This is a genomic window from Pseudomonas sp. S3_B11 (assembly GCF_054667715.1).
Genome location: NZ_CP162749.1, coordinates 5,457,094 through 5,481,118 on the forward strand (window position 1 = coordinate 5,457,094; position 24,025 = coordinate 5,481,118).

Annotated in this window: 19 protein-coding genes and 1 pseudogene; 14 read left to right on the plus strand and 6 right to left on the minus strand. The window is 62.2% G+C overall.

What is annotated here, in order from left to right; all coding sequences use genetic code 11:
- The first annotated feature begins 66 nt into the window (after positions 1 to 66).
- Entirely contained in the window at positions 67 to 2,511 is a 2,445-nt protein-coding gene (locus AB4O22_RS24460) for a penicillin-binding protein 1A (RefSeq protein ID WP_411740620.1), read from the plus strand.
- 360 nt (positions 2,512 to 2,871) lie between these two features.
- Here the strand turns inward: AB4O22_RS24460 and AB4O22_RS24465 are convergent, their stop codons facing one another.
- The 3 genes from AB4O22_RS24465 to rpmE form a co-directional block, all read right to left on the minus strand.
- A complete protein-coding gene (locus tag AB4O22_RS24465) occupies positions 2,872 to 4,140 on the minus strand; it encodes a malic enzyme-like NAD(P)-binding protein (RefSeq protein ID WP_460105897.1) in 1,269 nt (422 codons plus the stop codon).
- Between the two features lie 184 nt (positions 4,141 to 4,324).
- The gene (locus AB4O22_RS24470) at positions 4,325 to 5,107 is read right to left on the minus strand and encodes a thermonuclease family protein (protein WP_032833087.1); all 783 of its coding nucleotides are present in this window, start codon (positions 5,105 to 5,107) and stop codon (positions 4,325 to 4,327) included.
- 41 nt (positions 5,108 to 5,148) lie between these two features.
- Positions 5,149 to 5,373, minus strand: a complete 225-nt coding sequence (rpmE, locus tag AB4O22_RS24475; protein WP_003196965.1) for a 50S ribosomal protein L31 — start codon at positions 5,371 to 5,373, stop codon at positions 5,149 to 5,151.
- A gap of 289 nt (positions 5,374 to 5,662) precedes the next feature.
- Between rpmE and AB4O22_RS24480 the strand changes: the two genes are divergently transcribed.
- The 10 genes from AB4O22_RS24480 (at position 5,663) to AB4O22_RS24525 (ending at position 18,817) form a co-directional block, all read left to right on the plus strand.
- Positions 5,663 to 7,882: a primosomal protein N' gene (locus AB4O22_RS24480; RefSeq protein WP_003196963.1), complete on the plus strand. Its 2,220-nt coding sequence runs from the start codon at positions 5,663 to 5,665 to the stop codon at positions 7,880 to 7,882.
- A 264-nt stretch (positions 7,883 to 8,146) separates the two neighbouring features.
- Entirely contained in the window at positions 8,147 to 9,883 is a 1,737-nt protein-coding gene (gene argS, locus AB4O22_RS24485) for an arginine--tRNA ligase (RefSeq protein WP_460097348.1), read from the plus strand.
- Between the two features lies 1 nt (position 9,884).
- Positions 9,885 to 10,580 (plus strand): SPOR domain-containing protein, encoded by a 696-nt coding sequence (locus AB4O22_RS24490; RefSeq protein ID WP_003196959.1) that lies wholly within the window; start codon positions 9,885 to 9,887, stop codon positions 10,578 to 10,580.
- Positions 10,581 to 10,797: 217 nt separating this feature from the next.
- Complete coding sequence (gene hslV / locus AB4O22_RS24495; protein ID WP_003196958.1) at positions 10,798 to 11,328, plus strand: ATP-dependent protease subunit HslV; 531 nt, start codon at positions 10,798 to 10,800, stop codon at positions 11,326 to 11,328.
- A gap of 56 nt (positions 11,329 to 11,384) precedes the next feature.
- Positions 11,385 to 12,722 carry an ATP-dependent protease ATPase subunit HslU gene (gene hslU, locus AB4O22_RS24500; RefSeq protein ID WP_003196955.1) on the plus strand — a complete coding sequence of 446 codons (1,338 nt, stop codon included), beginning with the start codon at positions 11,385 to 11,387 and terminating at the stop codon, positions 12,720 to 12,722.
- A 168-nt stretch (positions 12,723 to 12,890) separates the two neighbouring features.
- Positions 12,891 to 13,268, plus strand: a complete 378-nt coding sequence (locus tag AB4O22_RS24505) for a gamma-butyrobetaine hydroxylase family protein (RefSeq protein ID WP_223471060.1) — start codon at positions 12,891 to 12,893, stop codon at positions 13,266 to 13,268.
- Between the two features lie 279 nt (positions 13,269 to 13,547).
- Positions 13,548 to 15,227 (plus strand): class II poly(R)-hydroxyalkanoic acid synthase, encoded by a 1,680-nt coding sequence (gene phaC / locus AB4O22_RS24510; protein ID WP_223471062.1) that lies wholly within the window; start codon positions 13,548 to 13,550, stop codon positions 15,225 to 15,227.
- Positions 15,228 to 15,486: 259 nt separating this feature from the next.
- Positions 15,487 to 16,341: a poly(3-hydroxyalkanoate) depolymerase gene (gene phaZ, locus AB4O22_RS24515; protein WP_003196948.1), complete on the plus strand. Its 855-nt coding sequence runs from the start codon at positions 15,487 to 15,489 to the stop codon at positions 16,339 to 16,341.
- Positions 16,342 to 16,453: 112 nt separating this feature from the next.
- Positions 16,454 to 18,136 carry a class II poly(R)-hydroxyalkanoic acid synthase gene (gene phaC, locus AB4O22_RS24520; protein WP_003196946.1) on the plus strand — a complete coding sequence of 561 codons (1,683 nt, stop codon included), beginning with the start codon at positions 16,454 to 16,456 and terminating at the stop codon, positions 18,134 to 18,136.
- A 60-nt stretch (positions 18,137 to 18,196) separates the two neighbouring features.
- Positions 18,197 to 18,817: a TetR/AcrR family transcriptional regulator gene (locus tag AB4O22_RS24525; RefSeq protein ID WP_460097350.1), complete on the plus strand. Its 621-nt coding sequence runs from the start codon at positions 18,197 to 18,199 to the stop codon at positions 18,815 to 18,817.
- Positions 18,818 to 18,981: 164 nt separating this feature from the next.
- Here the strand turns inward: AB4O22_RS24525 and AB4O22_RS24530 are convergent, their stop codons facing one another.
- The 3 genes from AB4O22_RS24530 to AB4O22_RS24540 all read right to left on the minus strand — a co-directional run bounded on the left by AB4O22_RS24530 (position 18,982) and on the right by AB4O22_RS24540 (position 20,857).
- The gene (locus tag AB4O22_RS24530) at positions 18,982 to 19,878 is read right to left on the minus strand and encodes a phasin family protein (RefSeq protein WP_460097352.1); all 897 of its coding nucleotides are present in this window, start codon (positions 19,876 to 19,878) and stop codon (positions 18,982 to 18,984) included.
- A 10-nt stretch (positions 19,879 to 19,888) separates the two neighbouring features.
- Positions 19,889 to 20,311, minus strand: coding sequence for a phasin family protein (locus AB4O22_RS24535; RefSeq protein ID WP_003196940.1), 423 nt, complete (start codon positions 20,309 to 20,311; stop codon positions 19,889 to 19,891).
- Between the two features lie 270 nt (positions 20,312 to 20,581).
- Positions 20,582 to 20,857 carry a polyhydroxyalkanoic acid system family protein gene (locus AB4O22_RS24540; protein WP_003196939.1) on the minus strand — a complete coding sequence of 92 codons (276 nt, stop codon included), beginning with the start codon at positions 20,855 to 20,857 and terminating at the stop codon, positions 20,582 to 20,584.
- Between the two features lie 155 nt (positions 20,858 to 21,012).
- On the opposite strand from AB4O22_RS24540, the gene ubiE reads away from it, so the two are divergent.
- The 3 genes and pseudogenes from ubiE to ubiB all read left to right on the plus strand — a co-directional run bounded on the left by ubiE (position 21,013) and on the right by ubiB (position 24,008).
- Positions 21,013 to 21,783: a bifunctional demethylmenaquinone methyltransferase/2-methoxy-6-polyprenyl-1,4-benzoquinol methylase UbiE gene (gene ubiE / locus AB4O22_RS24545; RefSeq protein WP_003196937.1), complete on the plus strand. Its 771-nt coding sequence runs from the start codon at positions 21,013 to 21,015 to the stop codon at positions 21,781 to 21,783.
- Positions 21,783 to 22,407 (plus strand): annotated as a pseudogene (locus AB4O22_RS24550) (ubiquinone biosynthesis accessory factor UbiJ). Before ubiE ends, AB4O22_RS24550 begins: the two are co-directional and overlap by 1 nt.
- On the plus strand, positions 22,404 to 24,008 hold the full coding sequence (gene ubiB, locus AB4O22_RS24555; protein WP_003196934.1) for a ubiquinone biosynthesis regulatory protein kinase UbiB: 1,605 nt from the start codon (positions 22,404 to 22,406) through the stop codon (positions 24,006 to 24,008). The pseudogene AB4O22_RS24550 and the gene ubiB overlap by 4 nt, the downstream one beginning before the upstream one ends.
- The last annotated feature ends 17 nt before the right edge of the window (positions 24,009 to 24,025 follow it).

The following is a 24,025-nucleotide window of genomic DNA, read 5'->3' on the forward strand; positions in this document are numbered from 1 at the left end:
CAAGCACGGGTCCATCCCTGCACCTGGCGCCTTTTTCATTCTTTGCCTGGATATCCAAAAGCCTTGATTCGTCTGCTGAAATTTTTCGGATGGTCCATCGTCGCCGTTTTCTGCGGACTGCTCTTGGGCCTGAGCGGTGCCTTTCTTTACCTTAGTCCGGGATTGCCGTCCGTGGAGGCGCTGAGAAGTATTCAGTTGCAGATTCCTTTGCGGGTATACAGCAGCGACAACAAGTTGATCGCCGAATTTGGCGAAATGCGCCGCACGCCGATCCGTTTCGCCGACATTCCCCCCAATTTCATCAATGCGTTACTAAGTGCTGAAGACGATAACTTCGCCAATCACTACGGCGTCGACCCGGGCAGCCTGATGCGCGCCGCCAGCCAACTGGTCAAGAGCGGGCACATCCAGTCCGGCGGCAGCACCATCACCATGCAGGTGGCCAAGAACTTCTTCCTGACCAGCGAGCGCAGCTTCTCGCGCAAGACCACCGAGATCCTCCTGGCCCTGCAAATCGAGCGGCAGCTGACCAAGGATGAAATCCTCGAGCTGTACGTGAACAAGATTTACCTGGGCAACCGCGCCTACGGCATCGAGGCGGCGGCGCAGGTGTATTACGGCAAGTCGATCCGCGACGTGAGCCTGGCGCAGATGGCGATGATCGCCGGCCTGCCCAAGGCACCCTCGCGCTTCAACCCGCTGGCCAACCCGGCACGCAGCAAGGAACGTCGCGACTGGATCCTGGGGCGCATGTACAAGCTCGGCAAGATCAGCGAGGCCGACTACACCGCCGCGATCAATGAACCGCTGAACGCCAGCTATCACGTACCAACCCCGGAAGTGAACGCCCCGTATATCGCCGAGATGGCCCGTGCCGAGATGGTCGGGCGCTATGGCAGCGACGCTTACACCGAAGGTTTCCGCGTGACCACCACGGTGCCGAGCAACTTGCAGGAAATGGCCAACACCGCGCTGCACGAGGGCCTGATGACCTACGACCAGCGCCACGGCTACCGTGGCCCTGAATCACGCCTGCCGGGCAAGACCAAGGAAGCCTGGGCCCTGGAGCTGACCAAGCAGCGCACCATCAGCAGCCTGGAGCCGGCGATTGTCACGTCGGTGGACAAGGACGGCATCAAGGTGCTGACCCGTAACGGCGAGCTGGAGGAACACGTGGCCTGGGACACCATGAAGTGGGCCCGGCCGTTCCTCAATACCAACAGCATGGGCGCCAACCCACGGCAACCGTCCGACGTTGCCCAGGTCGGTGACTTGATCCGTGTCCAGCGCCAGGCGGACAACAGCCTCAAGTTCAGCCAGATCCCAGCCGCCCAGGGCGCCCTGGTGTCCCTCGACCCGCAGGACGGTGCCATCCGTTCGCTGGTCGGTGGCTTCGCCTTTGAGCAAAGCAACTACAACCGCGCGTTGCAGGCCAAGCGCCAGCCGGGCTCGAGCTTCAAGCCGTTCGTCTACAGCGCCGCCCTGGATAACGGCTACACCGCCGCCAGCCTGGTGAACGACGCACCGATCGTGTTCGTCGATGAATACCTGGACAAAGTCTGGCGACCGAAGAACGACACCAATACGTTCCTCGGCCCGATTCGCTTGCGTGAGGCGCTGTACAAATCCCGCAACCTGGTCTCGATCCGCCTGCTGCAGGCATTGGGCGTGGACCGCACCATCGACTACATCAGCAAGTTCGGCTTCAACAAGCAGGACCTGCCACGCAACCTGTCCCTGGCCCTCGGCACCGCGACCTTGACGCCGATGGAAATCGCCACCGGCTGGAGTACGTTCGCCAACGGCGGGTACAAGATCACCCCGTACATCATCGACAAGATCGAAAGCCGCAACGGCGAGACGCTGTTCGTCGCCAACCCGCCACGCGTCCCTACGGGCGAGCAGGCCAGCGATGGCGTCGCCGCACCATCCACCGAGACGTTCACGGTCAATGCGACACCGGGCGAAGCCACCACGGCCCCGGGCCTGCCCCAGGCGCCCGCCATCGCGGAACGCATTGTCGATGGCCGTACCACCTACATCCTCAACAGCATGCTGCAGGACGTGATCAAGCTCGGCACCGGCCGGCGCGCCCTGGCCCTGGGTCGCACGGACCTGGCGGGCAAGACCGGTACCACCAACGAATCCAAGGATGCCTGGTTCTCCGGCTACAACGCCGACTACGTGACCACCGTCTGGACCGGTTTCGACCAACCCGAAAGCCTGGGTCGCCGCGAGTTCGGCGGCACCGTGGCGTTGCCGATCTGGATGAGCTACATGGGCGCCGCCCTCAAGGACAAACCGCCTCACACCCAGCCGGAACCGGAAGGCATCCTCAGCCTGCGGGTCGACCCGGTCAGTGGCCGCGCCGCTACACCGGGCACCCCGGGTGCGTACTTCGAACTGTTCAAGAGCGAAGACACGCCACCGTCGGCCAACGAGCTGGGCAACGGCGTCGCACCGGGTAGCCCGCTGCCGGCGGACGAGGCGGCGCCGATCGATCTGTTCTGACCGGGCCCCACCCCAAAAGCCCCGCCTTCGGAAGAAGTGCGGGGCTTTTTTTGTGTTGATCGTTCCCACGCTCCGCGTGGGAATGCCTCTACGGACGCTCCGCGTTCGGCTCTTGATGGAACGCGGAGCGTCCCAGGCTACATTCCCACGCGGAGCGTGGGAACGATCAACATACATCCCTGTGGGAGCCGAGCTTGCTCGCGATGGCGGCAGCTCAGCTTGCATCGATGTTGAATGCCCGACCGTAATCGCGAGCAAGCTCGCTCCCACAGGGATTCTGCAGTGGTCACACAAAACCGGCAGGCACAAAAAAGCCCCGACTCACAGGAGCCGGGGCTTTTTTTGAAGCGCTACAACGGCTTAGCCGTTGAACACATCATCCACGCTCTTGAGCGGGTAGTTCTTCGGATACGGCAGGGTGGCCACGCCAGTCTCGATGGCGGCCTTGGCCACGGCGTCGGAGATCAGGGTGATCAGGCGGGCGTCCATTGGTTTCGGGATGATGTACTCACGACCGAATTCCAGCTTGATGCCGCCGTAGGCGTCGCACACTTCCTGAGGCACCGGCAGCTTGGCCAGTTCGCGCAGGGCGTTGGCGGCCGCGACTTTCATTTCTTCGTTGATGCGCTTGGCGCGAACGTCCAGGGCACCGCGGAAGATGAACGGGAAGCCCAGTACGTTGTTGACCTGGTTCGGGTAGTCCGAACGGCCGGTGGCCATGATCACGTCGTTACGAGTTGCGTGAGCCAGTTCCGGGGCGATTTCCGGATCCGGGTTCGAGCAAGCGAACACGATTGGGTTCGGCGCCATGCGCAGCAGGTTTTCCGCGCTCAGCAGGTTCGGACCCGACAGGCCAACAAACACGTCGGCACCGTCCAGCGCGTCCACCAGGGAGCGCTTCTCGGTCGTGTGGGCAAACACGGCCTTGTACTGGTTCAGGTCGTCACGGCCGGAGTGGATCACGCCGGTACGGTCAACCATGAAGATGTTTTCGATCTTGGCACCCATGCTCACCAGCAACTTCATGCAGGAGATGGCCGCAGCGCCAGCGCCGAGGCAGACGATCTTGGCTTCCGGCAGGGTCTTGCCGGCGATTTCCAGGGCGTTGATCATGCCGGCCGCGGTGACGATCGCGGTGCCGTGCTGGTCATCGTGGAATACCGGAATGTCGCACTGTTCGATCAGGGCGCGCTCGATCTCGAAGCACTCTGGTGCCTTGATGTCTTCCAGGTTGATGCCGCCGAAAGTGATGGAGATGCGCTTGACGGTGTCGATGAAGGCTTGCGGGCTCTCGGAATCGACTTCGATGTCGAATACGTCGATACCGGCGAAGCGCTTGAACAGAACGCCCTTGCCTTCCATGACTGGCTTGGAAGCCAATGGGCCGAGGTTACCCAGGCCGAGAATCGCGGTGCCATCGGAAATGACTGCAACCAGGTTGCCTTTACCGGTGTATTTGTAGGCCAGTTCAGGGTCGCGAGCGATTTCGCGGACTGGTTCGGCTACGCCGGGGCTGTAGGCCAGCGACAAATCGCGAGCAGTAGCGGTGGCCTTGGTGAGCTCGACACTCAGCTTCCCTGGACGAGGATTAGCGTGATATTCGAGAGCGGCAGTTTTCAGATCAGACATGTGGGCATTCCGCTTTTTACTGTGTTGGACAGACGGACCGCCGAGGATACGCGCCTCGCAAAGTCCCCACAAGACTGACCAGTCACTGCTGTCAAGCGCCCTGCCCTACGACTTTGGGCCAAGAGCCGCGAAACACAAGGGTCACATGCATACAATCCATTGATAAAATGTCTACAATTTTTTCTTACAAGACCGTTTGCAGCATGGCTGGATCGGTCAGCGGCAACATCCATCGCGCCTGCCCGGCCTTGTGGCCACCACGCCGGGCGCGGTCGACGACCCAGCCACGGGCCTCGATTTTTCGGCCCTTTAGCCGCTTCAGGGCCGAGGCGTCGAAGCGCCTCTGCACACCAGGTGCAATGTGCAAGACAACCGACCCCTGCAATTCAATCCAGATGCCACCGCGATTGCGCTGTACGTTTTCGACACGTGCGCTCATCAGCACGAAACCGGGCGCATTGATTTGCTCCGCTCGCACGACGGGCGATTTTTTCCAGAGACCGGATCCAGCTTGCCGCGCATGACGTTCGGCCACTTGCTGACAACTGACCAGGTCGACGTTCGGCGCGACCGCCACCAGAAACCCCAGCCCCTCGGCAATCAAACGCTCCTCGAGGTTCTCGCCCTGGGCGTTGTAGACATGGGCCAGCGTGCGACCGTAATCATCCCGATCATCCTTGCCAGGCAACACGCCCACTCGACCATCGCTGGCGGCTACCAAGGCCTCGAGTCGCTGACGCGCCGCCACGGCGAATGGTTCGTCGGCGCGGCCTCGCTTGCCCAGTTCCGGACTATTGAGCCCAATCATCCGAATGCGCCGGCCATCCTCCAAGTACAAGGTATCGCCATCCACCACCCGTTGCACCGCCACCTGGGGCAGGTTACCCGGCGAAGGACAGGACGCCTGGGCGCCACAGAGCCAAATCGCAGACACAAAAAAGGCGCCCACAAGGGGCGCCTTTTTCATCAGTCTGGAGCGGTCGAGACGACCATCCAAAATGATCAGCCTCAGGCTTTTGGAGTAACTTTGCCGAAAGCACCGAAACGATCGGCGAACTTCTGAACACGGCCGCCGGTATCCAGAGTCTTTTGCTTGCCGGTGTAGAACGGGTGGCATTCGTTGCAAACGTCGATCGCCAGGGCTTTGCCGTAGGTCGAACGCGTTTCGAACTTGTTGCCGCAGCTGCAGGTTACGGCAATTACTGGGTATTCCGGATGGATATCGGTTTTCATGCTGTTTTCCTCAGGCTAGCGTGCCGCCACCCAACACTATTGTTGAATACCGCACGTAATTAGGCCGCGGATTCTACCAGACAACATCAATCACGCAAGCTATGACTTGTACCAACCGTCTGCTAGGCTCCCGGCCTCAAGCACAATCCCTGTGGGAGCGAGCTTGCTCGCGATTGCGACAGCACAGTCGACATCACCGTCACTGAACCACCGCCATCGCGAGCAAGCTCGCTCCCACATTGAATCGTGCTCAGCCTTGCGAATTTGTCCGCCTATCGAGATCCCCCGCGTGCCCGACGCCATCCTGCGCCTCGCCCTGCCTTCGCCCCTGCGCCGCCTGTTCGACTACCGCGCCCCGGCCGGGGTCCTGCGCGCCCAGTTGCACCCGGGCATGCGCCTGCGGGTGCCGTTCGGCCGGCGGGAGATGATCGGTATCCTGGTGGAGGTCACCGACCACAGCGAGGTCCCGGTCGACAAGCTCAAACCAGCCCTGGCCCTGCTCGATGCCACGCCACCACTGCCCGCCGCGCTGTTCAAGTTGTGCCTGTGGACGTCCCAGTATTACCAGCACAGCCTCGGCGACACCCTGAGTTGGGCGCTGCCGGTGCTGCTGCGCCAGGGCGAACCGGCCGAGGCGCGCCAGGAGCGGTTCTGGTCGGTGGCGCCCGGCGCCTCGCTGGACGATCCACGCATCGCCCGCGCCCCGCGCCAGCGCGAGGCCTTGGCGACCCTGGCCCAACATCCCCACGGCGTGGCGCATCAATTGTTGAGCAAACTGATGCTCAGCAAGGACAGCCTCGACCTGTTGCTGGCCAAGGACCTGGTTCAGGTGGAAGTGCGCAGGCACGCCCCCGGCGCCCGCCATGAACATTGGCTGGCCCAGCCGGAACTGCCGCTCAACGCCGAACAGCGGGCCGCTTGCGAAGCGATTCGCGCAGGTTTCGACAGTTATCACGCCTTTCTGCTGGCAGGTGTCACCGGCAGCGGCAAGACCGAGGTCTACCTGCAACTGATCCGCCAGACCCTGGAGGCCGGCAAGCAGGCGCTGGTACTGATTCCGGAAATCAACCTCGGCCCACAAACCCTGGCGCGCTTCGAACAGCGCTTCAACGCCCGGATCGCCCTGGTGCACTCGGCGGTCAACGACCGCGAACGCCTGGAAGCCTGGCTCGCCGCCCGTGACGGCGAGGCCGACATCATCATCGGCACCCGGTCGGCCCTGTTCACTCCGATGAAGAACCCTGGCCTTATCATCATCGACGAAGAACACGACGGTTCTTATAAACAGCAAGAAGGCCTGCGCTATCACGCCCGCGACCTGGCATTGGTGCGCGCCCGCCAGGAAAACATCCCGATCGTCCTCGGCTCGGCCACGCCATCGCTGGAAAGCCTGCACAACGCCTATACCGGCCGCTACGGCCTGCTGCGCCTCAATGAGCGGGCCGGCGGCGCCAAGCAACCGCGTTTCCTGCGCCTGGACGTGAAAAGTCGCCCGCTGGACAGCGGTATTTCGGGACCGATGCAGCAAGCCATCGGCCAGACCCTGGCTGCCGGGCAACAGGTCCTGGTGTTCCTCAATCGCCGCGGTTTCGCTCCGACGCTGTTGTGCCACGACTGCGGCTGGATGTCCGGCTGCGAACGCTGCGATGCGCGGATGACCGTGCATCAACGCCATGGCGAGCTGCGTTGCCACCATTGTGGCCACGTCGAGCGCGTGCCAAGGCACTGCCCGCAGTGCGGCAAAGTGGACTTGCGCCCGGTCGGCGCCGGCACCGAACGCGCAGAAGAACGGCTGGGCATCCTGTTCCCCGATTACCCGGTACTGCGGGTGGATCGCGACAGCACTTCGCGCAAGGACGCGATGAACCAGTTGTTCGCCACGATCCAGAAGGGCCAGCCGTGCATCCTGGTGGGCACGCAGATGCTCGCCAAGGGACACCACTTCCCACGGGTCACGCTGGTGTCGATCCTCGACGCCGATGGCGGACTGTTTTCCGGTGACTTCCGCGCCAGCGAGCGCATGGCGCAGTTGATCGTCCAGGTCGCAGGCCGGGCCGGGCGGGCCGAGGAGCCGGGCAAAGTGATCATCCAGACCCACCTGGCCGATCACCCGTTGCTGATCCAACTGACCGAACAAGGTTATTTCGCCTTCGCCGAACAGGCCTTGAGCGAACGCCGCAGCGCCGGCCTGCCACCTTTTGCCCACCTGGCGTTGTTGCGGGCCGAAGCCCACAAGCCGGGGCAGGCCGAAGGCTTTCTCGATGAGGCCTGCAGCGAGGCAGAGCGCTTGCTGGCGGAGCAGAACCTCACCGGCATCGAACTCCTGGGCCCGGTGCCGGCGCCGATGGAACGGCGGGCCGGGCGCTATCGCGCGCAGCTTTTATTACAGGCCAATGCCCGGGCGCCGCTGCATCGACTGCTGAGCGCCTGGCTGCTGGTGCTGGAACAGATGCCCAGCGGGCGGGCGGTGCGCTGGTCGCTGGATGTGGATCCGGTGGATTTGTATTGAATGGATCACAAGCCCGCCCCCCTGTGGGAGCGAGCTTGCTCGCGATAGCGACTGCACAGTCGACATCTCCGTCACTGAACCACCGCCATCGCGAGCAAGCTCGCTCCCACAGGGGATTGTGTACATCCAGACTGCCAAGAATAGTCACCACACATCCCCAACCGACCCGCTACAGTTGGCAAGCCCGTCTTCGCCACGGATAATGCCCAGTTTTTCCACCAGCGCATCGAAGCGCCGCCGCGCCTGCGGTTGAAAGAGAAGACCATGAAAGACACCATTCGCCAGCTCATCCAGCAAGCCATCGCCCAACTCGTCACTGAAGGTGTGCTGCCAGAAGGCCTGTCGCCGGCGATTCAGGTCGAAAACACTCGCGACAAGACCCACGGCGACTTCGCCAGCAACATCGCGATGATGCTCGCCAAGCCGGCCGGCATGAAGCCACGGGACCTGGCGGAGAAAATCATCGCCGCCCTGCCGACCGACGAGAACGTCAGCAAGGCCGACATTGCCGGCCCCGGGTTCATCAACTTCTTCCAGAACACCCAGGCCCTGGCTTCGCGCCTGGACGCGGCCCTGGCTGACGAGCGCATTGGCGTACGCAAGGCCGGTCCGTTGCAGCGCACCGTGGTCGACCTCTCGGCCCCCAACCTGGCCAAGGAAATGCACGTCGGCCACCTGCGCTCGACCATCATCGGCGACGGTGTGGCCCGGGTCCTGGAGTTTCTCGGCGACACCGTGATCCGCCAGAACCACGTGGGCGACTGGGGCACCCAGTTCGGCATGCTGATGGCCTACCTGCAGGAAAACCCCATTACCAGCGACGAATTGTCGGACCTGGAGAACTTCTACCGCGCCGCCAAGCAACGCTTCGACGATTCGCCCGAGTTCGCCGACCGCGCCCGGGGCCTGGTGGTCAAGCTGCAGGCCGGCGATGCCGAGTGCCTGGCGCTGTGGAGCAAGTTCAAGGATATCTCCCTGTCCCACTGCCAGAAAATCTACGAGTTGCTGAACGTCAAATTGACCATGGCCGACGTGATGGGCGAAAGCGCCTACAACGACGACCTGATCAACGTGGTCAACGACCTCAAGGCCAAGGGCATGCTGGTGGAAAGCAACGGCGCCCAGTGCGTGTTCCTCGACCAGTTCAAGACCGCCGATGGCGAGCCGCTGCCGGTGATCATCGTCAAGGCCGACGGTGGCTACCTCTACGCCACCACCGACCTGGCAGCCGTGCGCTACCGTAACAGCGTGCTCAAGGCCGATCGGGTGCTGTACTTCGTCGACCAGCGCCAGACCCTGCACTTCCAGCAAGTGTTCGAAGTCGCGCGCCTGGCCGGTTTCGTGACCCGTCCAATGGAGATGGAGCACATGGGCTTCGGCACCATGAACGGCGCCGACGGCCGCCCGTTCAAGACCCGCGATGGCGGCACGGTGAAGCTGATCGACCTGCTGACCGAAGCCCAGGACCGCGCCTACACCCTGGTCAAGGGCAAGAACCCCGAGCTGGCCGAGGACGAACTGCGCAAGATCGCCAAGGTCGTGGGCATCGACGCGGTGAAATACGCCGACCTGTCCAAGCACCGCACCAGCGACTACAGCTTCAACTTCGACCTGATGCTCAACTTCGAAGGCAACACCGCGCCGTACCTGCTGTACGCCTACACCCGCGTGGCGGGAGTGTTCCGCAAGCTCGGCAAGAGCTTCAATGAAGTGGACGGCCAGATTGTGCTTGAGGCCCCTCACGAACAGGAGCTGGCGGCGAAGCTGGCGCAGTTCGGTGAAGTGTTGAATAACGTCGCCGACAAGGGCACGCCGCACACCCTGTGCGCCTACCTGTACGATGTCGCTGGCCTGTTCTCCAGCTTCTACGAGAACTGCCCGATCCTCAACGCGCAAACCCCAGAGCAAATGCAGAGCCGCCTGCGCCTCGCCGCGCTGACCGGGCGTACGCTCAAGCAAGGCCTGGAACTGCTGGGCCTGGAAACCCTGGAGCGCATGTAAGTTGGCCGCCAAGAAAAAACCTGCACCCAAACGCGGCGCCAGTCGTTACCAGCCTCCAGCCAAAAAACCGATTCCGGGCTGGTTGTGGATGGCCATCGGCCTGACCGTCGGCGCTTTCATTGTGTTTCTGATGAAGCTGGAGCCGGGCCAGGGCGATGACGTCAAGCGCGTCCGGCAAGAGCAGCAGAAAGCCACGCGGATCGCCGAGGCCAACAAGACCCCGCCGAGCCCGACGCAACCGGTGAAGCCGAAGTACGACTTCTACACCTTGCTGCCGGAATCGGAAGTCATCGTGCCGCCCGATGCCGTGCCGGAGAAAACCCTGCCGACGCCGCAAGTGCCCACCACGCCGGTGACCCCGGCCGAAGCGGCGAAGATCGACACCGCTCGCGCCCAGGCGGCCCTGGCCGGCATCACGCCACCGCCGGCCCCTCCGGTGCAGAAAGCCGCGCCGGTGACGAAGTTCTTCCTGCAGGCCGGTTCGTTCCGCAAGGAAGCCGACGCCGACAAGGTCCGGGCGCAGATCATTCTGCTGGGCCAGTCCGTGTCGGTGGAGTCCGGCACCGTGAAGGACGAAACCTGGTACCGGGTACTGGTCGGGCCGTTCAGCAACCGCGAGGAACTGACCAAGGCCCAGAAGCAACTGGCTGGCAGCGGTTTCAGCAATCTGTTGTTACAACAACGCCAGAGCCGCTAGGCACACCGATCGTTCCCATGCTCTGCGTGGAAATGCAGCCCGTGACGCTCCGCGTCACTGGACGCGGAGCGTCCCTTGAGGCGTTCCCACGCGGAGCATGGGAACGATCATCGGGGGGCCGCTCGTCCCCTCTGCACCCCCGCAGTTGAAAAACCCCGCGCCACCCCCATATGAGTTCCATCCGGGCATTTTCGCCCCGCTGCGTGGAGACTCTCCCTTGACCACCATCGTTTCAGTCCGCCGTCATGGCAAAGTCGTCATGGGCGGCGACGGCCAGGTTTCACTGGGCAACACCGTGATGAAAGGCAACGCGAAGAAAGTCCGCCGCCTGTATCACGGCGAAGTCATCGCCGGTTTCGCCGGGGCCACTGCCGACGCCTTCACCTTGTTCGAACGTTTCGAAGGCCAGCTTGAGAAGCACCAGGGTCATCTGGTCCGTGCCGCCGTGGAACTGGCCAAGGAATGGCGTACCGACCGCTCCCTGAGCCGCCTCGAAGCCATGCTCGCGGTCGCCAACAAGGACGCCTCCCTGATTATCACCGGCAACGGCGACGTCGTTGAGCCCGAGGATGGCCTGATCGCCATGGGTTCCGGCGGAGCCTACGCCCAGGCTGCGGCCAGCGCCCTGCTGAAAAAAACCGACCTGTCGGCCCGTGAGATCGTCGAGACAGCCCTGGGCATTGCCGGCGACATCTGCGTCTTCACCAACCACACCCAGACCATTGAGGAGCAGGACCTCGCGGAATAAGCCTGTCCAGGCGAACCACGCCACGGCCCATTCTTGCTTGAGGACCACCCATTATTATGTCCATGACTCCCCGCGAAATCGTCCACGAACTCAACCGCCATATCATCGGCCAGGACGATGCCAAGCGCGCCGTCGCCATCGCCCTGCGTAACCGCTGGCGCCGGATGCAACTGCCCGAAGAACTGCGCGTCGAAGTGACCCCCAAGAACATCCTGATGATCGGCCCGACCGGTGTCGGTAAAACCGAGATCGCCCGTCGCCTGGCCAAACTCGCCAACGCGCCGTTCATCAAGGTCGAAGCCACCAAGTTCACCGAAGTCGGCTATGTCGGCCGCGACGTCGAGTCGATCATCCGTGATCTGGCCGATGCCGCCATCAAGCTGCTGCGCGAACAGGAAATCACCAAGGTCCGCCATCGCGCCGAAGACGCCGCCGAAGAGCGCATCCTCGACGCCCTGCTGCCACCGGCGCGCATGGGCTTCAACGCCGACGCCGCCGCGACCCAGGACTCCAACACCCGTCAACTGTTCCGCAAGCGCCTGCGCGAAGGCCAGCTGGACGACAAGGAAATCGAGATCGAAGTGGCCGAAATGGCCGGCGTCGATATTTCCGCGCCGCCAGGCATGGAAGAGATGACCAACCAGCTGCAGAGCCTGTTCGCCAACATGGGCAAGGGCAAGAAGAAAAACCGCAAGCTCAAGGTCAAGGAAGCGCTGAAACTGGTGCGCGATGAGGAAGCCGGTCGCCTGGTCAACGAAGAAGAGTTGAAGGCCAAGGCGCTGGAGGCAGTCGAGCAGCATGGCATCGTGTTCATCGACGAAATCGACAAGGTCGCCAAGCGCGGCAATGTCGGCGGTGCCGATGTGTCCCGCGAAGGTGTACAACGCGACCTGCTGCCGCTGATCGAAGGCTGCACGGTCAACACCAAGCTGGGCATGGTCAAGACCGACCACATCCTGTTCATCGCCTCCGGGGCGTTCCACCTGAGCAAGCCGAGCGACCTGGTGCCGGAGCTGCAGGGTCGCCTGCCGATCCGTGTCGAGCTCAAGGCGCTGACGCCGGAAGACTTCGAACGCATCCTCAGCGAGCCCCACGCCTCCCTGACCGAACAGTATTGCGCGCTGCTCAAGACCGAAGGCCTGAACATCGAGTTCACCCCGGAAGGCATCAAGCGCCTGGCCCAGATTGCCTGGCAGGTCAACGAGAAAACCGAGAACATCGGTGCCCGTCGCCTGCACACGCTGCTCGAACGCCTGCTCGAGGAAGTCTCGTTCAGCGCCGGCGACCTGGCGAGCGCCCACAACGAAGCGCCGATCCTCATCGACGCCGAGTACGTCAACAGTCACCTGGGCGAGCTGGCGCAGAACGAAGACCTGTCGCGGTATATCCTGTAAATCACTGACAGGTTTCCCGGGACCTGTGGGAGCGAGCTTGCTCGCGATGGCGGCATAACATTCAACCCATGTGTTGACTGTCGAACCGCTATCGCGAGCAAGCTCGCTCCCACATGGACCGTGTCGTTTTTGCAGATCAAGGCATCCTTCCGAGACGGATCACAGGCCATGACCAAACTCCCCACCGCCATCAACCTGCACAAAGCCTCCAGGACCCTGACGCTCAAATACGCGCCGGACGAGGAGTATCACCTGCCCGCCGAGTTCCTGCGGGTGCACTCGCCTTCCGCCGAGGTCCAGGGCCACGGCAAACCCATCCTGCAATATGGCAAGCTCAACGTTGCCCTGACAAAGGTCGAACCGGCCGGCCAGTACGCACTGAAACTGACCTTCGACGACGGCCACGACAGCGGGCTGTTCACCTGGGACTATCTCTACCAGCTGGCGGTGCGTCAGGAAGACTTGTGGAACGATTATCTTGGCGAACTCAAGGCCGCCGGAAAAACCCGCGATCCGAACGAGTCCGTCGTCAGGCTGATGCTCTAGCTCAAGGGCTGGCGCTTTAGGGCGAATTTTCTAGACTCATCTGCTTGAATGCCCGCGCGGCAACGTCAATGACTGGCCTGCTTGCGAAAAAAATTAAACTCGGGTAACCAATGGAGCTGGCAAGTTCCCTGCAAAGGAACCGCCGAGTTCCTGGCATACGTTTCCTCATTGGCCCTCGATGCGGAATTAACGGTCACCCGAGCAGCGTACCTGGTATTGGCTGTGTGGCTTGCGGCACACGATCCGGGTACTCGTCTGAAGGACAATGGAGCGTCGTAGATGAGCAACAAGAACAACGATGACCTGAAGTATCAAGCCTCGGAAAATACCCTGGGGTTGAATCCCGTCGTCGGCTTGCGCAGAAAAGATCTGCTGGCCTCTGCCCGCATGGTGCTGACCCAGGCCATCAAACAACCGCTGCACAGCGTCAAGCACGTCGCCCATTTCGGCGTCGAACTCAAGAATGTCCTGTTCGGCAAATCCGAACTGCAACCGGCCGGCGACGACCGTCGCTTTGCTGACCCGGCATGGAGCCAGAACCCCCTCTACAAACGTTACCTGCAAACCTACCTGGCGTGGCGCAAGGAGCTGCACGCCTGGATTGACGACAGCAACCTCTCGCCCGCGGACATCAGCCGTGGGCATTTCGTGATCAACCTGATGACCGAAGCCATGGCCCCGACCAACTCGGCGGCCAACCCGGCGGCAGTCAAGCGCTTCTTCGAAACCGGCGGCAAGAGCCTGTTGGATGGCCTGTCCCACCTGGCCAAGGACCTGGTGCACAACGGCGGGATGCCGAGCCAGGTCAACATGGGCGCGTTCGAAGTCGGCAAGAGCCTGGGCGTGACCGAAGGCGCCGTGGTGTTTCGCAACGACGTGCTGGAGCTGATCCAGTACCGGCCCATCACCGAGCAGGTCCACGAGCGACCGCTGCTGGTGGTGCCGCCACAGATCAACAAGTTCTACGTATTCGACCTGAGCCCGGACAAGAGCCTGGCGCGCTTCTGCCTGCGCAGCAACGTCCAGACCTTCGTCATCAGTTGGCGCAACCCCACCAAGGAGCAGCGCGAGTGGGGCCTGTCGACCTACATCGAGGCGCTCAAGGAGGCGGTGGACGTGGTCACGGCCATCACCGGCAGCAAGGACATAAACATGCTTGGCGCCTGCTCGGGCGGCATCACCTGCACCGCGCTGCTGGGCCATTACGCCGCCCTCGGAGAGAAAAAGGTCAATGCGCTGACCCTGCTGGTCAGCGTGCTCGACACCACCCTGGACACCGACGTGGCGCTGTTCGTCGACGAGCAGACCCTGGAAGCGGCCAAGCGCCACTCCTACCAGGCCGGTGTACTCGAAGGTCGCGACATGGCCAAGGTGTTCGCCTGGATGCGCCCCAACGACTTGATCTGGAACTACTGGGTCAACAATTACCTGTTGGGCAACGAGCCGCCCGTGTTCGACATCCTGTTCTGGAACAACGACACCACGCGGCTGCCGGCGGCGTTCCACGGCGACCTCATCGAAATGTTCAAGAACAATCCACTGATCCGTCCCAATGCACTGGAAGTGTGCGGCACGCCCATCGATCTCAAGCAGGTCACCGCCGACATCTACTCCCTGGCCGGCACCAACGACCACATCACGCCATGGAAGTCCTGCTACAAGTCGGCGCAGCTGTTTGGCGGCAAGGTGGAGTTCGTGCTGTCGAGCAGCGGGCATATCCAGAGCATCCTCAACCCACCAGGCAACCCCAAGTCGCGCTACATGACCAGTGATGACATGCCGGCCAAGGCCGAGGACTGGCAGGAGAATTCAACCAAGCACACCGACTCCTGGTGGTTGCATTGGCAGGCCTGGCAGGCCGAGCGCTCGGGCAAACTGAAAAAAGCCCCGACCGTGCTGGGCAACAAGGCCTACCCGGCCGGTGAAGCGGCGCCCGGCACTTATGTGCATGAGCGGTAATGGATGCAACTCGTCTGGCGCGGGAGTGGGCTTGCTCACGAATACATCCCGCCAGCCGACATTAATGCAAGGCCCGCACCGCCGACGAACATAAAACTCATGTTCACAGCGGATCCAATGTGGGAGCGAGCTTGCTCGCGATGACGGCGGCACATTCAACACCTGTATGTGCTGACACATCGCAATCGCGAGCAAGCTCGCTCCCACAGGGGATAGGGGAAAAATGAAAGACAGCGACCCAACCCACAGGGCTTGAAGCATGCCGCAACCGTACATCTTCCGTACCGTCGATCTGGATGGCCAGACCTTGCGCACCGCGGTACGTCCCGGCAAGCCTCACTTGACGCCGCTGCTGATTTTCAACGGCATCGGCGCCAACCTCGAGCTGGTGTTCCCGTTCATCCAGGCCCTGGACCCGGATCTGGAAGTCATCGCCTTTGACGTACCCGGTGTCGGCGGTTCATCGACGCCCAACCGGCCGTATCGCTTTCCTGGCCTGGCCAAACTCACCGCGCGAATGCTCGATTACCTGGACTACGGGCAGGTCAATGTGATCGGCGTGTCTTGGGGGGGCGCCCTGGCCCAGCAGTTTGCCTATGACTACCCCGAGCGCTGCAAGAAGCTGGTGCTGGCGGCCACGGCGGCCGGGGCGGTGATGGTGCCGGGCAAACCAAAGGTGCTGTGGATGATGGCCAGCCCCCGGCGCTACATTCAACCGTCCCATGTGATGCGTATCGCACCGCTGATCTACGGCGGTTCGTTCCGTCGCGACCCGAGCCTGGCGGCCAGCCATGCGGCCAAGGTTCGTTCGGCGGGCAAGCTCGGTTATTACTGGCAACTGTTCGCCGGGCTGGGCTGGACCAGCATCCACTGGCTGCACAAGATCCACCAGCCGACCCTGGTGCTGGCCGGCGACGACGACCCGCTGATCCCGCTGATCAACATGCGCATGCTGGCCTGGCGCATTCCCAACGCCCAATTGCACATCATCGATGACGGCCATCTGTTCCTGATCACTCGGGCCGAGGCGGTGGCGCCGATCATCATGAAATTCCTGGAGGAAGAACGTCAGCGTGCGGTGATGCATCCGCACCCCTCACCACTGGGCGGCTGAAACCGCCCATTAGCGCCTGGCAGGACGCCGGACCGCGCAGCGACCCGAAACAGCGACTATGTTGTCTGGTTCGGTGTGTTTGTTTTTAGCCTGATGACGAAGGAGTTGACTCATGCGCGACAAACCGGCGAAGGGTTCCATGCCCGCCCCTGCCAGCTTCATCAACGCACAAAGTGCGGTCACCGGCCTGCGTGGCAGGGACCTGCTGTCCACCTTGCGCAGCGTTGCCGTACACGGCTTGCGCAACCCGGTGCACAGTGCCCGGCACGCGTTGAAGCTGGGCGGTCAACTGGGCCGAGTGCTGCTGGGCGAGACCCTGCACCCCACCAACCCCAACGACCAGCGTTTCGCCGACCCCACCTGGCAGCTCAATCCGTTCTACCGCCGCAGCCTGCAGGCCTACCTGAGCTGGCAGAAACAGGTGACGAGTTGGATCGACGAAAGCACCATGAGCCAGGATGACCGCGCCCGCGCCCACTTCGCCTTCGCCCTGCTCAACGACGCCGTTTCGCCGTCCAACACCTTGCTCAACCCGCTGGCGGTCAAGGAACTGTTCAACTCCGGCGGCACCAGCCTGGTTCGAGGCCTCAGCCATCTGGTGGACGACCTGCTGCACAACGATGGGTTGCCGCGACAAGTCACCCCCCATGCCTTTGAAGTCGGCAAGACCCTGGCGACCACTCCCGGCGCGGTGGTGTTTCGCAACGAATTGCTCGAGCTGATCCAGTACCGGTCCATGAGTGAAAAGCAATACGCCAAGCCGTTGCTGATCGTGCCGCCGCAGATCAACAAGTTCTACATTTTCGACCTGAGCCCTTCCAACAGCTTCGTCCAGTACGCCCTGAAAAACGGTTTGCAGGTCTTCATCATCAGTTGGCGCAACCCCGACGTACGCCACCGAGAATGGGGCCTGTCCAGCTATGTCGAGGCCGTGGAAGAAGCCATGAACGTCTGCCGGGCGATCACCGGCGCCCGCGAGGTCAACCTGATGGGTGCCTGTGCCGGGGGCATGACCATCGCCGCCCTGCAAGGCCACCTGCAAGCCAAGCGCCAGTTGCGTCGGGTCGCCAGTGCCACGTACCTGGTGAGCCTGCTGGACAGCCAGATCGACAGCCAGGCCTCGCTGTTCATCGACGAGCAGACCCTCGAAGCCGCCAAGCGCCGCTCCTATCAGAAAGGCATCCTCGATGGCCGCGACCTGGCCCGGGTGTTCGCCTGGATGCGCCCCAACGATCTGATCTGGACTTACTTCATCAACAACTACCTGCTGGGCAAGGAGCCGCCGGCCTTCGACATCCTCTACTGGAACAACGACTGCACCCGCCTGCCGGCGGCTTACCACGGCGACCTGCTGGACTTCTTCAAGCACAACCCGCTGACCCATCCCGGCGGCCTGGAAGTGTGCGGCACGCCCATCGACCTGCAGAAGGTGACGGTAGACAGCTTCAGTGTGGGCGGCATCAATGACCACATCACGCCGTGGGACGCGGTGTATCGCTCGACCCTGTTGCTGGGTGGCGAAAAACGCTTCGTGCTTTCCAACAGCGGCCATGTCCAGAGCATCCTCAACCCGCCGGGCAACCCCAAGGCCAACTTCATCGAAAGCGCAAAATTGAGCAGCGACCCACGGGCCTGGTACTACGACGCCAAGCACGTCGAAGGCAGTTGGTGGACCCCATGGCTGGGCTGGATCCAGGAGCGTTCCGGCGCCCAGCACGAAACCCAGATGACCTTGGGCAATGCGAACTACCCGCCTCTGGACGCAGCTCCCGGCACCTATGTTCGCGTGCGCTGAAGGCCTTACCCCACGGCCAGGCGATTGGCCGTGGCATGACTTGATCATTAAGAAGACCGGATGAAAACCCGCGACCGCATCCTTGAATGTGCCCTGCAATTGTTCAACGAAAAGGGCGAACCGAACGTCTCCACCATGGAAATTGCCAACGAAATGGGCATCAGCCCGGGCAACCTCTATTACCACTTTCATGGCAAGGAACCGCTGATCCTCGGGCTGTTCGAGCGATTCCAGGGCGAACTGGCGCCGCTGCTGGACCCTCCGGCGGACGTGCAGTTGGCGCCGGAAGACTACTGGCTGTTCCTGCACTTGATCGTCGAGCGCCTGGCGCAGTACCGCTTTCTGTTCCAGGACCTGTCGAACCTGGCCGGGCGCCTGCCGAAGCTGGCCAAGGGCATCCGTCAGTTGCTCAATGCCCTGAAGCGCACCCTCGCCTCACTGCTGGCACAGCTCAAGGCCCAGGGATTGCTGATCAGCGATACCCAGGCCCTGGGGCAACTGGTGGAGCAGATCACCATGACCTTGCTGTTCTCCCTGGACTACCAGCGGATCCTGGACCGCGAGGGCGAGGTTCGGCTGGTGGTCTACCAGATCATGATGCTGGTGGCCCCACACCTGCCGCCCGCGACCAAGGTCGCGACTGAGCAACTGGCGTTGCGCTACCTGGAAGAACACGAGTAACCCAGTGTGACGCTCCTCCCCACGCTCCGCGTGGGGATGCAGCCCGGGACGCTCCGCGTCCCAAACAGCGGAACGCAGAGCGTCCCCGGAGGCATTCCCACGCGGGAGCGTGGGAACGAGCGCCCGACCTTCACAGGCCGGGCGTTTTTGCATGTCCCGCAGAATCAGGACTGGGTGGTAGGCGTCGATGGAGCCGGCGCTGGAGTTGGCGTGGCGACCGGGGTCGGAGCGGCGGCGGAGTTCGCCGGGCTCGTCGGGGTCGCCGGTTTGGCGGCTGCGGTCGGCGCCTTCGGTGCAGCGGCTTTCGGCGCGGCCGGTTTTTTCACGGCCGGTTTTTTCGCCGTAGCAGGTTTGGCCGCCGCTTTTGCCGCAGGCTTGGCGGCGGGTTTCGCTGCCGGTTTGGCAGCTGCCGTTTTAACCGCGGGTTTGGCCGCAGGCTTGGCTGCCGCTTTGACCGCAGGTTTGGCCGCTACCGGTTTGGCCGCCGCCTTGGCAGCAGGCTTGGCCGCAGCAGTTTTAGCCGCGGGCTTGGCCGCTGCTTTCGCCGCAGGTTTGGCAGCGGGTTTCGCCGCAGCCTTGACCAGTGGCTTGGCCGCCGTTTTAGCAGCCGGCTTGGCCGCTGCAGTCTTGGTCGCCACCGGTGCGACCTTGGCGCCGGTGAGTTTTTCGATCTGCTTGGTCAGGGTGTCGACCTTGCTGTGCAGTGCCTTGACTTCATTACGGCTCGGCACACCCAGGCGCGAGATCGCACTGTTCAGGCGCTTGTCGAAAGCCCCTTCCAGTTCGTCCCATTTGCCCAGTGCACGATCCTTCACGCCGCCGATTCGCGACTTGGCGGACTCGGCAGAGTCCTTGGCTGCATCGACTTGTTTGCCGACTGCCGTCTTGGTGAGTTTTTCGGCCTTTTCGCCGTCCTTAACCAGGGACTCGAAGAGCTTGCTGCCGTCAGTGTCGATCTTCGAGTACACGCCTAAACCAGCAAGCCAGATTTTGCGGGAATACTTTTCAATCTTCCCGGCCCACGAGCTGCCCTCTTTTTCTGTGATTTTTTTGCCAGCCATCCCGTTCTCCTTAATGTTTACGCGCGACACGTTCGAGCAATGCTGTCAGCTCATCGAGCTTAGCAGAGAGTGTCTCAACGTCATGTTTAGACGGAATGCCGATACGATTCAAGGCACTTGCAACACGGGCATCGAATACCTTCTCGACTTTATCGAGTTGTACTTCAACCCGGGCCTTGAAAGTATTGACGTCGCTCTTGGCTTCAATCAATTCGCTGTTGGCCGCTTCAAGTTTTCCGGCAATTTTCTTTTTGCCTTTGGTTTCAATAACTTCGCCAGCCTTTACCAACTCCTGAAAGTACTCGCTGCCTTCCTGGCCGACCTTCGTGTAGGCGCCCAGGCCCGCCAGCCAGATCTTGCGCGCATACGTTTTCACGTCGCTGAGCGTGGAAGATTCAACGTCGGTTTTTTTCTTCAGAATAACTTTGGCCATGGTGCACCTCACTCGAAAAAAGGTTTGAGGAACTGCCCGCACATGGACGGGCTCAGGCACAAAGTAGTGAGAATAATTAGAAAGGGCACCCTAACAACTGACACAAAACCTGAGGGCGATGACTTCCCATGTGGGAGCGAGCTTGCTCGCGATTGCGGTGGACCAGCAACATTGATGTTGAATGACTCGCCGCTATCGCGAGCAAGCTCGCTCCCACAGGTGGACAGGTGGTGAACTTGAGTCATGCATTCCACCCACCCTTTCAATCAATCAAGCCAACGCCTTATCCAACGCCTTTTCGATTTCCGTCTTGATCGTGCCGCTCATGGCCGACATCAACATGCCCAGCTCCACGTCGACGCGGATCGAGTCGTCGCCCACATGCACTTCGCCCTTTACCCCGGAACGCTTGAGTTTCAGGGTGTCGCCCTCCCACTGCGGCTCCAGGCCATAGCTGTCGGACAACTTCTGCGCCAGCTTGTCGGCTTTCTCTCGCGCCACTTCCTTGCCCAGGCCATGGGCACGCTCAACAGTTATACGGGCCATCGGGTGACTCCTGTTTTATCGGGACTTGCCTGAACGTTTCAGACCCTGGCTGCGTCAAAACGTCCCGGCGGTAGCCCATCTTACCTTCAGCCTTGCCAAGACAAAGCCCTCCACCGGGATTAGAATGTCCCGCATTCTTTTTTGGTGACCGCGATATGACTGATCAGCGCAAAGGCAGCGATGCCGAACCCACCACTCACTTCGGCTTCAAGAACGTGCCGGAAAGCCAGAAAGCGGAAAAAGTCGCTGAGGTTTTCCACTCCGTAGCCGCCAAGTATGACTTGATGAACGACTTGCTCTCGGGCGGCATGCACCGCCTGTGGAAGCGTTTCGCGATCGAACTGTCGGGCGTGCGCAGCGGCAATCGCGTGCTGGACATCGCCGGCGGCACGGGCGACCTGACGAAGAAGTTTTCCCACATCGTCGGGCCGACCGGCCAGGTGGTCCTGGCCGACATCAACGAATCCATGCTCAAGGTCGGTCGCGATCGCCTGCTGGACCTGGGTGTGGCCGGCAACGTCGAGTTCGTCCAGGCCGACGCTGAAAAGCTGCCGTTCCCCGACAACCATTTCGACTGCGTGACCATCGCCTTCGGCCTGCGCAACGTCACCCACAAGGAAGATGCCCTGCGCTCGATGCTGCGGGTGCTCAAGCCCGGTGGCCGCCTGCTGGTGCTGGAGTTCTCCAAGCCCACCAACGCGCTGATGTCCAAGGCCTATGACGCCTACTCGTTCGCCTTCATGCCGCTGATGGGCAAGCTGATCACCAACGACTCGGAAAGCTATCGCTACCTGGCCGAATCGATCCGCATGCACCCGAACCAGGAAACCCTGAAGTCGATGATGGTCGAGGCCGGTTTCGACCGCGTGACCTACCACAACATGACCGCAGGCATCGTCGCCCTGCACCGCGGTATCAAACCCTGATGCTGCTCACCGGCCTACTCGCCAGCGTCGAACTCGGCCTCAACCGGGTGCTGCGCCTGGACAGCACGGCGCTCGCGCGCCTGGCGCACTTGAGTGGCAAGGTGATTGCCGTGGACTGTCGCAGCCCGGCGCGGCGGTTGTTCATCCTGCCCAGCGACGAAGGCCTGATGCTCGCCGCGCATTGGGAGGCCGAGGCCGACTGCACGCTGCGCGCCCCGGCGTCGAGCCTGCTGAACCTGGTCCTGGGCAAGGACAAGACCGCGGTGCTGCACAGCCCCGACGTGGAGCTCGACGGCGACAGCGGCGTACTGCTGGAGCTGGCGGCGATTCTCCAGGACCTGGAGCTGGACTGGGAATACGAAGTGTCCCGCTGGATCGGTCCGGTGGCGACCCAATTGCTCAGCGGCCATTTGCGCAGCCGCAGCCGCTGGTATCGGCAGGGGTTCGCCAGCCTGGGGCAGAATCTGAGTGAATACCTGGCCGAAGAATCGCGTACCCTCGTAGGCCAACGCGAAGCACAAGCCCGTTTTAATGAACTGGACCAGATCAAACTTGACCTGGAACGTCTCGAGGCGCGTTTCGAGCGCCTTTCCCGATCCCTTGAAACCAAGCGATAACGCATGAAGCTGCTTGCCGTCCGCCGTTTGTTGCGCATCCAGCGCGTCGTGATCCGCTACCGCCTCGATGACCTGCTGTTCGCCCTGCCGCTGCCCTGGTTTCTCCTGGCCCTGCGCTTCGTGCTGCCGTGGCGCTGGTTTCCCCGGCGAACGCTGGACCTGAGTCGCGGTGCGCGCTTGCGCCTGGCCTTGCAGGACCTGGGGCCGATTTTCATCAAGTTCGGGCAGATCCTTTCGACCCGTCGCGACCTGTTGCCCGAAGACATCGCCGATGAACTGATGCGCCTGCAAGACCGCGTGCCGCCGTTCGATTCCAAGGTGTCGGTGGCGCTGATCGAGGAACAACTGGGCAAGAAGATCAGCGAAGTCTTCAGCCGCTTCGACGTCGAGCCCCTGGCCTCGGCCTCCGTCGCCCAGGTTCACGCCGCACAACTCAAGAGCGGCGAAGAAGTGGTGGTCAAGGTCATCCGCCCGGGCCTCAAGCCGATCATTGCCCAGGACCTGGCGTGGCTGTTCATCCTCGCCCGCGCCGCCGAGCGGTTGTCGGCCGATGCCCGCCTGCTGCACCCGGTGGACGTGGTCCAGGACTACGAGAAAACCATCTACGACGAACTCGACCTGCTGCGCGAGGCCGCCAACGCCAGCCAGCTGCGCCGCAACTTCGAAGGTTCGCCGCTGCTGTATGTGCCGCAAGTCTATTGGGACTGGTGCCGGCCGAAAGTATTGGTGATGGAGCGCATCTACGGCATCCAGGTCACCGACCTGGCGACCCTGGCCGACCAGCGCACCGACATGAAGATGCTCGCCGAACGCGGCGTGGAAATCTTCTTCACCCAGGTGTTTCGCGACAGCTTCTTCCATGCCGACATGCACCCGGGCAACATCTTCGTCAGCACGGTGCAGCCGTGGAGCCCGCAGTACATCGCCATCGACTGCGGCATCGTCGGTAGCCTGACACCAGAAGACCAGGACTATCTGGCCCGCAACCTGTTCGCCTTCTTCAAGCGTGACTACCGTCGCGTCGCGCAACTGCACATCGATTCGGGCTGGGTGCCGGCCGAGACCAAGCTCAACGAGTTCGAAGCGGCGATCCGCACCGTGTGCGAACCGATCTTCGAAAAACCGTTAAAAGATATTTCCTTCGGCCAGGTACTGATGCGCCTGTTCCAGACCGCGCGGCGCTTCAACATGGAAGTCCAGCCACAGCTGGTGCTGCTGCAGAAAACCCTGTTGAACATCGAAGGCCTCGGCCGCCAGTTGTACCCGGAGCTCGACCTGTGGAACACCGCCCAGCCGTTCCTCGAACGCTGGATGCGCGAGCGCGTCAGTCCCAAAACCTTGCTGGGCAACGTGCAGAGCCAGTTCGAGCAGCTCCCGCACCTGGCCAACATGACCCGCGACCTGCTCGAACGCATGTCCCAGCCCCACGCCCACGACCCGGCGCCCCCGTGGCACCGACGCAAGGACGACTGGCTGTTGCGCCTGCTGGGCGCCGCTCACCTGGGAGGCGGCGCAGTGCTGGCGACCGGCGGGCCGCTGAGCCAACTGGGTCACTGGCCCGCCGGTATCATGATGGTGGTCGGTCTGTATCTGGTCGTTCGCCGATAGCCAGCACCGGTTCGCAC